8 protein-coding genes are annotated in these 9728 nt (G+C 58.2%); 1 reads left to right on the forward strand and 7 read right to left on the reverse strand.

Features of this window, described 5'->3' with window-relative positions; genetic code table 11:
• Positions 1–18: 18 nt before the first annotated feature.
• The 3 genes from KIN_RS21495 to KIN_RS21505 form a co-directional block, all read right to left on the reverse strand.
• Positions 19–1308 (reverse strand): ATP-binding protein, encoded by a 1290-nt coding sequence (locus tag KIN_RS21495; RefSeq protein WP_159811049.1) that lies wholly within the window; start codon positions 1306–1308, stop codon positions 19–21.
• A gap of 97 nt (positions 1309–1405) precedes the next feature.
• Positions 1406–1999 (reverse strand): SMC-Scp complex subunit ScpB, encoded by a 594-nt coding sequence (gene scpB / locus KIN_RS21500; RefSeq protein ID WP_159811051.1) that lies wholly within the window; start codon positions 1997–1999, stop codon positions 1406–1408.
• Positions 2000–2002: 3 nt separating this feature from the next.
• Positions 2003–2881 carry a DUF1403 family protein gene (locus KIN_RS21505; RefSeq protein WP_159811053.1) on the reverse strand — a complete coding sequence of 293 codons (879 nt, stop codon included), beginning with the start codon at positions 2879–2881 and terminating at the stop codon, positions 2003–2005.
• A gap of 126 nt (positions 2882–3007) precedes the next feature.
• Between KIN_RS21505 and KIN_RS21510 the strand changes: the two genes are divergently transcribed.
• Positions 3008–4126, forward strand: coding sequence for a tyrosine-type recombinase/integrase (locus KIN_RS21510; protein ID WP_159811055.1), 1119 nt, complete (start codon positions 3008–3010; stop codon positions 4124–4126).
• 8 nt (positions 4127–4134) lie between these two features.
• Here KIN_RS21510 and repC read toward each other — a convergent pair whose 3' ends face one another.
• From repC to KIN_RS21530, 4 genes are all read right to left on the reverse strand, one after another.
• Positions 4135–5433, reverse strand: coding sequence for a plasmid replication protein RepC (repC, locus tag KIN_RS21515; protein ID WP_159811057.1), 1299 nt, complete (start codon positions 5431–5433; stop codon positions 4135–4137).
• Between the two features lie 232 nt (positions 5434–5665).
• Positions 5666–6691 carry a ParB/RepB/Spo0J family partition protein gene (locus tag KIN_RS21520; RefSeq protein ID WP_159811059.1) on the reverse strand — a complete coding sequence of 342 codons (1026 nt, stop codon included), beginning with the start codon at positions 6689–6691 and terminating at the stop codon, positions 5666–5668.
• Positions 6691–8043, reverse strand: coding sequence for a ParA family protein (locus tag KIN_RS21525; RefSeq protein WP_174239153.1), 1353 nt, complete (start codon positions 8041–8043; stop codon positions 6691–6693). Before KIN_RS21525 ends, KIN_RS21520 begins: the two co-directional genes overlap by 1 nt.
• Positions 8044–8737: 694 nt before the next feature.
• Positions 8738–9598, reverse strand: a complete 861-nt coding sequence (locus KIN_RS21530) for an MFS transporter (RefSeq protein WP_279285303.1) — start codon at positions 9596–9598, stop codon at positions 8738–8740.
• Positions 9599–9728: the final 130 nt, after the last annotated feature.

Here is a 9728-nt window from a genome sequence, read left to right on the forward strand (position 1 = left end):
CCTCATGGGCAGGAGCAATTAGCCCAGCTTTATTGGCGTCCAAAGCGTGCTGAGCGGGAGGGCGAAGTTTCCATCTCCAAATGTGAGCTTTTCTTGCCCTAGGTACAGCACTATACCACTCACCCTGCGCCCTCTTCCCGGCCCGTCTTTCGCAAACCATCTCAGGTGCTTGAAATCATCTGCCGAAACAGTCGCCGATGATTTTACTTCGAGACCAACCAGCCGGTGCCCTCCGTCGATCAATACATCGATCTCCCGCCGATCCGCGCTGCGCCAGTGATAGAGGCGATAGTCGTCGTCTTGCATCGGCAAAGCACGCAGCAACTCGCCAGCGACGAAACTCTCCAATAGGCCACCAAGGGCTTCTGGACTGTTACCGATCTCAAAGGATTTGTCGTTCAGCCGGCGAAGAGCCGTAGCAATACCTGTATCGACAAAGTGGAACTTCGGCTGCTTGATGTCACGCTTGCCCTCGCCCGGCATCCAAGCGCTTAGCTTCGTCACCATCGAAAGTCGTAAGAGGATGTCGAGGTACTGATCGACTGTCTCCCGCTTCAACTTCGCGAGTTTCGCAAGTTCAGATGTGTTGATCTCCTGCGCCGTACGCGCGGCCATCTGGTCGATCAGAAAGCGCAGCGCGTCCGGCTTGCGGATTGGCATAATGTCGGCCACATCCCGATCGACCACCGCATCGACATAGTCGCGATACTGGCGCTGCCGCGATCGCAGGGGAAGCATCCGGGTTTCTGGAAAGCCACCTGCAAGTATGAGATCGATATAGTCTCTGCGGCCAAGCGGTGCGGGCTCCGCAATCTGCGCAAGGGAAGGCGCGTCCTGCATCGCCCAATCGATCAACCGACTTAAAGGCGCGCGGTTGATCTCGACCACCGACAACGGCCAGAGCTTCAGTGTACGCATGCGTCCGGCGAGGGAGTCCGCGACCTCAGCGGTGGTGAAAACGTTGGAGGAGCCCGTCAGCACGAACTGGCCCTTCCGACGATTGTTGTCGACGATCTTCTTGATGGCGAGAGCGAGCTTACGCGATCTTTGTGCCTCGTCGATGATGATCGGTGAGGTGTTCTGATCCTCTGCGAGGCTCAACAGTTGACCTTCGGGATCCGCGTCCATAGCCGCCAGGACCGCCGCATCATCCAACGTCAAGAAACGGCCTTCTTCAAACAGATCGCGAACGAGCGTCGTTTTTCCGACCTGTCTTGGCCCAACGAGATTGACCACACGAGCGGAAGCAAGGGCCTCACGCAACTCCGACGTCAGGTGACGCGGCAAATATCCGTCGATGTCTGTCATATCACAGATTGACTATTAGCAGTCTCACGAAATGTCCACTATAGCCCCCACGATTTGTCCACTATCAGCCTCACCAAACAACCGTCAATCTCACTCGCTACGCCGCTCCTAGGCCTGCATCCTCCAACTGCTCCCGGTCTGGCAAGTCTTGGAGCGACACAAGATCAAACGCCACGAGGAACTTTTCGGTCGTCACGTAGGTGTAGGGCGCTCCCCGCCGCGGCGACCTCGGACCGGTTCCGATGAGACCGCGTCCGTGCAACCGCCCGATCAGGTCCCGGCTGATCTCCTTGCCGAAGATGTCCTTGAGCCCATCCCGGGTGATAGGCTGGTGATAAGCGATGGCGGCCAAAACGGCGACATCGTATTCACGTAGATGGAGATCCTGGTCTCCCACATCAGCGGCCGTCCGGATCGCCACCGCATAGGCCGGCCGCGTACGCAGCATCCAGCCAGCCGCCACCTTCGCAACTTCAAAGGACCGTCCTTCAAGATCGGCCATAAGATCGTCGATCAGGAGATCGACCGAGACCCCCTGCCCCACCACCCGCGCGAGGTCCTCGCGCGGCACTGGCGAGGCCGAGGCGAATAGCACGGCCTCGATCCGGCGCATCCATTCCCGCCAACGCAGATCGGGTGGCAAGTCTTCTAGCTCTCTGTCCAGATCGGGCTCATTGTGATCCTTGGCCATCGATCAAACCCCGTAGAGCCGGAAGGTGTCGCGTCCGGTCAACTCGCGCACTGCGCCGAGCTCGAACAGCCGATCACATAACCGGCGTGCGGCGCGATCGGAGCGCAGCGAGGTCAGCGCCGTCGGGGCAACCGCATCGCATGTCAGGAACAGCGCCACCGCTTCCTCTGCCCCCTTCGCCCGGAGCTTCGGTGCGACGGCGTGAAGACGCGCCGCGCGACGGGTCAGAACGGCAGCCTCACGCACCGCATAGGTCGCTGCTGCTGAGATCGTCCGATGACAGGCCAACCGCAGCTCTTCACACGGCTTCCGCACATCGACCCGCTTGAGACCGAGCGCCAGGAGCGGGAGGATTTGCGGCCATCTGAGCGCCTGCGCCAACGCAGCGTCAGCCAGGATCAAGGCCGTGCCGAGATCTCGCGGACGATCCGCGAGAACCGCTTGGAGTACGGAGGCGGCACGCGAGACCGGTGCCCCCTGCCCCGCGTCCAGCCATGTTGCGATCTGGTCCGCGTCGACTTCGGACAATGCGCGGCGCAGGGCCCTTATCGAGACCGGGCGCTCCACCGCGCGTCGCCAGGAGAGATAGATCTCGCCCGCCGGTCCGGGACTATCGCCGGGCTGCAGGAACGCCACCGCATCGCGCAATTCCGAAAACCGTTCCTGGCGTCCCTGGTACGTTATGCAGGCCTCCGCGGCGCGGAGCGCCAGCCGTGCCCGCAGCAAGGTCTGGGGCACATCCGCGCGGGCCACCACAAGATGCAGATGGTTGAGCGCCGCCCCTGACAAAAACGCCACATCTTCAGGGGTTTCCGCACTGCCGGAGGTGACCCAGGCAGGCAAGCGCGGTAGCGTGTCAAAGCTGTCAGCGGCATAGGTCATCCCACAACACTATCTCACCGCGGCGCTTTTGCCTACCACATAGTGCATAAAGCGCCTCAGCTTACCGCTCTTTTCTATGTCCAATAAGTTTGCCTTATCGGACATATATGGGATAACCTCTGGAGCATGGAAGAACCATCCGAAAATCAGCGTCCAGAAGCCGAGAAATCGAGCTCAGCGCACCAGAGCCCGTCGGATGAAAACGGGCGCGACGAGAGCGATCATCTGAACCGCGATGCCATCGCCCTGCCCTCTCATGTGGCTGGCTCGGGCACGCTCGACCGGCTGGTCGACACCGCCCGCGACTACGCCAAAGCCTCAGCGGCCGAGAACACAAACAAGGCTTACGCGGCTGATTGGAAGCACTTCGCGCGCTGGTGCAGATTGAAGGGAACAGATGCCCTTCCTCCATCCCCGGAGATGATCGGGCTTTACCTGACCGACCTCGCTGCGCCATCAAACGGGTCCCCTGCCCTCTCCGTGAGCACAGTTGATCGCAGATTGTCTGGCCTGGCCTGGAACTATGCACAACGCGGGTTCAATCTGGATCGCAAGGATCGCCACATCGCTGCTGTGCTGGCCGGGATCAAGCGCAAGCACGCGCGTCCTCCTGTGCAGAAGGAAGCGATCCTGCCGGAAGATATCCTGGCCATGGTTGCGACCCTGACTTTCGATCTGCGTGGTCTGCGCGACCGGGCGATACTGTTGCTTGGGTATGCCGGCGGTCTCAGGCGCTCGGAAATCGTCAGCTTCGATCGCGGCAAGGACGATACCCCCGACAGCGGCGGATGGATTGAGGTACTCAAAGACGGCGCGGTGCTCACGCTCAACGCGAAGACTGGCTGGCGCGAGGTCGAGATTGGCCGCGGGTCCTCGGAACAAAGCTGCCCCGTTTATGCCCTCGAACAATGGCTCCACTTCGCCAAGATCGATTTCGGGCCGGTGTTTGTACGCACGTCGCGAGACTGCAAACGTGCCCTTGACACCCGCCTTTCTGACAAGCACGTGGCCCGACTGATCAAGCAGACCGTGCTGAAGTCCGGAATCCGCTCCGACGTGTCCGAGAAAGAGCGCGTCGCTCTGTTCTCCGGCCACTCTCTGCGCGCTGGCCTGGCGTCCTCCGCCGAAGTCGACGAGCGATACGTCCAGAAGCAGCTCGGGCACGCCTCGGCCGAGATGACCCGCCGCTATCAGCGTCGTCGAGACCGGTTCCGGGTGAACCTGACCAAGGCCGCGGGGCTTTAAGCTTTCGATCACGCCGCCTGTCCGCTGAGCCGACCGTAGAAGCTGCGCTCGAGATGCAGTTCCCCTGCTCCGGCTTTCTCGACCATACCCCGAAGATATCCGCCGGGCGATTTGATCTCACCGTTGGTGGACTTGTCGATGATCAGCGCGATTGACGCCGCCGCGACTGCTGGCCCAAGTACCCTGTTCGCGACGTTCCAAGCATCCTCGGAAATCCCAACGATCGGTCTGAGCTTTGCTGCTGCACGATGCACATCGTTCCAATCCCGCAGGTATCCTTGGGTGCCGCGCGCCATCTCTGCAAAATGTGGGCAGGAGGCCATCAGCATGGGGATATCCACATCAGATCCCCGCGACTTGCCATGCGTACTCCAATTTATGTCTAAATCGACATCTTCCGCCGTCTCAACCGGCGCAGTCGCTTCAATTTGTGGCGCAACGCTCGCCGCGGGCTTTGTTTCAAAGCGATTACTTTTTACAGGATTAGGTTCATTTGTAGTTAGTATATGGGTCTCATTTTCGGTACTCGAGGGTGTCATATTTCTAGAAGTTGCTTCACTTACGATCGTGTCTGAAACCTGTTCCGCGTCTGAATTCTTCGACAAATCAAAGGCTGCCTCGAAGGCCTGCTCGACGGACGTGAGGAGAGTCTTGATCTGTTCCAGGAACACCTCCAGCCGCCCTACCCTCTCAGAGCGCGTGGGAAGCGCATCCAGCAGCTCGCGATAGTCCTCCTGCAGGTCGCGCCATGGACCCCGCAAGCCGGTTTCGAGCGCTTTCTCGATCTTCGCGCGGATCACCCGACGCGCAATCGTGATGGCGTTGCGAAGCGTCGCACATTCGGCGCGTTCGGACTGAAGCTCCGCGTAGAGCGCCTCAAATTCCTGAGCGCGGGCAGCGAGCGGGCTCAAGTCGAAGCCGTAAGCCTCAACGATCACACCATCCTCGTCCCGCCGCCCCCAGCGTTTCCCATTGGGGCTGTCCTTCATTGAGATCACACCGACCTCACAGAGTCGCCGCACGTGACGCCTCAGCGTTGCGAGAGAGAACCCTGTCTGCTCCATCAGGAAGTGGTTGGAGGCCCAGACAATGGGCCGACGGCCCTGCTCCCAGTCCTGAGGCTGCGTGACAGCTCCGAACGTATCCAGGAGCAAGAGATCTTGTGACTTGAGTCCGATCGCGGCAGCAACTTTCTTCACTGCTACGATGGCTTGGGATTTGGGTACAGCTAACCGTTCACCGGCTTGTGCAAACCTCTCGGCTTGAACAAGACCCGGCGTTGGCTTGCGCCAGCCTGTATGTGTCATAGTGTAATTTGCCTCCTCTGCTCGACAGCAGGCAAAAGAATCCCGTTCGCTCAGGAGCGTTCATTGTTGACAGTGATTCGCCGGAGACCTATCTTTGAAGCGACCAAACTTTTACGGATAGCTCTCGGGCCCTCAGCTCGGGGGCTTTTCTTTTGCTGTTATCTCAACGCATGTACGCTCCTGTTTCTTGCCTTTCCTGGGGCTCTTTCACTGTCGTTGCAGTGCCTGCCTCTTAGTCGGCCCCTTTGTTATTCAAGTAGTCTGCAACGAGGTCGCCGAGACCTTCGAGCTGCGCTTTATTGATCTTCAATCCAGTGGTCTTGATTGAGAGCTTTCCATCGGTCGTTTCGACCGAAAGGTTCCGACTGCCAACTTTGCGAACAACTTTCAGTTTCTGCGCCGCTGCGGGTGGTTTCTTAGCCGGTTGCGCACCATCGTCTGACAGATGCGCGAGTACCTTCTGGAAGTCGTTGAAACTGAGCTCGTAGACATTCTTGAATGCATTCAAGATTTCGTCTTTAGCCTTGAAAACAGCACGCGCGCGCGACACCACGCTTTCATGGACGCCTATCCGCTCAGCGAAAGCCTTGGCGGTCAATTTGGTCTCAGAAGATGATCGGAGCTCTTCATACATCTGACCAATGGAAACCTGACGCTCAAAGGCGCTCAGATCGTCGCGCTTCTCGTTTTCCCGAAACCGCAGAACAAGCATTTGGAAGGTAGCTTCCGGACCGTCTCGTCCCTCCTGCGAAGCAATCACTGCCCGTACTGGGCGGCAGAGCAACCGCGCTGCCTCGCACCGCCTACGGCCCGCCAAAAGCAAAAATTGAATGCGTTCAAGATTCTTCGGCTCAAGCGCATCCGGACGCCAGTTTGGGTCTTCAGGCCACACCAGAATTGGCAAGTCTTGACCGTTGGCCTTGATGCTCTCAACCAGCTCCCTGAAGCCCTCCTGCTTCATCCAATCACTTCTGCGATCAGTCCCAACAGGATCCCGGATCATATTCGGATCGATTTCAAGCACCTGGTCTCCGTTCAGGACATCGGACACCATCGCTTCGCGTGCCTCGTCGAGGCCGGCTTGTGTTTCAGCTAAAGCTCCTGCCTTCCATGCGCTGCCTGCACCTGCACTGGCGCGCTTGAATGCTTTGGGTGTCGCATTCGACGTACCATCATCAACAGGTGGCTGTGCCTCGTCAGCGTCAACAGCGGACTTGCCAATATCTTTCAGGAGGGACCTCTTCAGACCTCGAGCCATTATGCGTCCTCCTCGTCGTCTTGATAAAAGTCGTTCATCCACTGCTCAGCGTAGCCGCGCTCAAGCCCCGGCCAGATCCGGCTCACAATGGCGTCGTTCACCGCATCGGCGTTTTCAACAAACCGGTCGATCCCTTTCCGCTTGCCCGGCGTATCGGCTTGATACTCGTAGGCAGATTGATAGACATCCGACGCGTTGGAGATGGAGTCCGAGCGCAAATAGAACACGGGCAGAACCTCAGCAGGGCAATGCTCCAGAAGGTTCGAAATCTGATTGAGATCCTGATTGTTGGTTCGCTGCACAATGGTCGGCAAGAGCATGTTCGCGCTGGAACCGATATCGATCCTCTCGTTCTTGAGTATTTGCTGCAGCATCCCCAGCAGCCCGTTCACAAATGTCGACAGTGTAGCGATGTCGAAGCCTTTCATGGTCTGTGGGATAACCAAGGACGTCGATGCGATCACGTTGTTGAGCTGGAACAGCGTCAAAGCGGGCTGATAGTCAATGATTATGCAGTCAAGCGTTTCGGTTAGGGCGCTATGAAGCTTTGCACGATCGACCCGACCGTCAACGACTAACTCGCTGGGCGTTGTCGAGGGAATGTGGTGGTCGCGCCACCGCTCGACTGCGTCCCGCAGGTAGCGATAGAAGGTTTTTCCCTTTGGACGCTCACTCACCAGTCGCGCAATCTGAATCTCGCCTTCTGACGTCTCTCCATGGGCCGGGACAATGCGAATTCCGGGCCACTGGGTTTGCAAGAAAAACTGATCCAGTTCTTCAGCGGAGTAATCAGTGTACGGCGCGTCTTCGTTGGCAAAAAGGCCTGCAAAGTCGACCATGGACGGGGTGTCTTCGGTGGGCATCGCAGGCAACCCCTCACCACCCACAAAATAGAGCGTGGCCGTGCTTTGCGGGTCCGCGTCCATGACACCGACGCGCATCCCGTGGTGCAGACTGAGATACTGTGCGAAATGGGCAGCGCTGAGAGACTTGGCTGTGCCGCCTTTCTGGCTCGCAAAGGAGATCACAGGCAACGGGTCATCCGGCTTCCGCCAGGCCAAATAGTCATACGGTCGTTTGGCATTCGCGGCCAGGAGCGCGCGCATATGCATCAGCTCCGCGATGGTGAATACCCGCTCGCGGCCGACATACTCTCCTGCAGGGAAGTCGCCGCTTTGTTTGGCGAACTTCTGAAGATAAATCACACTGACATTGAGAAAGCGCGCACACTGCCGCATTGACCAGGTTCTCTGGATGCGTGTCCGGAGCGTCATTTCCTTGTTGACTGACACCATGGTCTTGTCGAGGCCACGGGAAAGCTCCGTCAGAAATTGCTCAAGATTACCGCTCATCACCGTGCCCGCCATGCGACTCGATCGACTTATATGTCGATTCTGATTGATACTATATCGATTTTGGGCGGTTTGTGAAGGGAATGCATTACTATGTGATTTCAGGCTATGATTAGGGTCCGGCATGCATCGCAATCTGCTATTCAATGAACTTTCTTGAATGCATTCAAGATTTGTCCGCAACCCGTAGTGCCCGACAAACAGGACCCCGTCATCATCATGCCAATCACAATCACCACGCACAATACCTGACATCTGCGAGCTCGGTGTTTGACCCAAGCGAGCCAGCGGGTCGTGAGGTCCGAAAGGGTGTTGCTTTGTGGGCAAGGTGGTAATTGCGGCGGCTGTCACTTGATGCTCTTTGAGGCAGTTAACCATTAGATAGGGTTGCGGGTACGCGGGCGACTTCCTCGAGAACGCACCCTAACGGACTACGATCTCAGGAATGCAAAGTGACCGGCAATTGGTGTCGCAAGAACTGGGGGAAGGGAGCGGTCCACGATTTCTTGGGACCACAGCCGCCTCGATAAAGAGCGGCCCCTTCGCAGTATCAATCGGACTTAGGCTCACCACTATCACGAATGACGATCTTGAAGCATCGCCGAAGGGTTCATCAAGCCACTGCCTGCAAGGTCGGCGCAGGTCTACTCTTCGGGACAAAGCCGACCTCTGACCCCGGCAGATGAACGTCCGCCTATCGGGTTTTGACCAGCACTGCCGCCATGAACGCCATGAACGCTATTCCGCTTCCTACATAGCCAAGAGCCGCAAATCCAACCGATCCAATAACCAAGCCGCCAATCCCGGCTCCAATCCCTTGCCCGAGGTAGATAACGGATGTGTTGAGGGCCAGCGTCAGCGCGCTTTGCTTCGGGTCAGCCTGCACGAGAGCCTTTTCGATGGCCGGGGAGGGGGCAATGAGCGTGCCAGAGGTCAGGAAGATCACGACAGCGACCATCGCGATGTTGAACCATGCGCCCGGTGTGCCTGTAAGGAAGACAAAGCTCCAGCTTCCAAGAACGAGCGCGAAGAGCAGATACATAATCCTCATGTTGGGGATGAACCCACGTCGATCCGCGAGAATACTGCCGACAATCAGACCACCGATGGACCCGAAACCGATCGCTGACTGCATCGCACCAATACCCGCGCCGTCAAGACCGGTGGAGGCTGTGATAATTGGGCCGAGATAGGCGATGATCGGGTAGGCGGCGATGAAGGAAGTCCCGATCAGGAACAGTCCGAGAAGTACCACTGGCTTTTTCACGACAGACCAATCGGATTTCGGCGGCTCCGCGTCGGCGGCGCTGGAGGGCACGAGGAACGCGATCGCTGGGATCACCGCCAGAGCGACAATGGCGGCAAACACGAAGGTCGCGCGCCATCCGAACGCACTGCCGACCACGGTGCCGAGCGGGACGCCGACAATGAAGGCGATCGTGAGACCAGATAGGATAATGCCTAGGGCCTGCCCTTGGCGTTCAGAAGGCACAAGGCTGGCACCGATGGCGCCGGCCATCGGCATGACGCCTGCGGAGACAACGGCGACAAGCACGCGGGCAGTGTCAGGTTATTATTGATGGCACGCCAGAACGGAGCTGCATTTTGATTTCAAGCGATCAACTCGTGTGCATACTCAGTCCAAATTTCGAAGGCATCGGCTCGGGCGTGGCGGTAGGAACGGG

This window comes from Litoreibacter roseus (assembly GCF_009811795.1).
GTDB lineage: Bacteria > Pseudomonadota > Alphaproteobacteria > Rhodobacterales > Rhodobacteraceae > Litoreibacter > Litoreibacter roseus.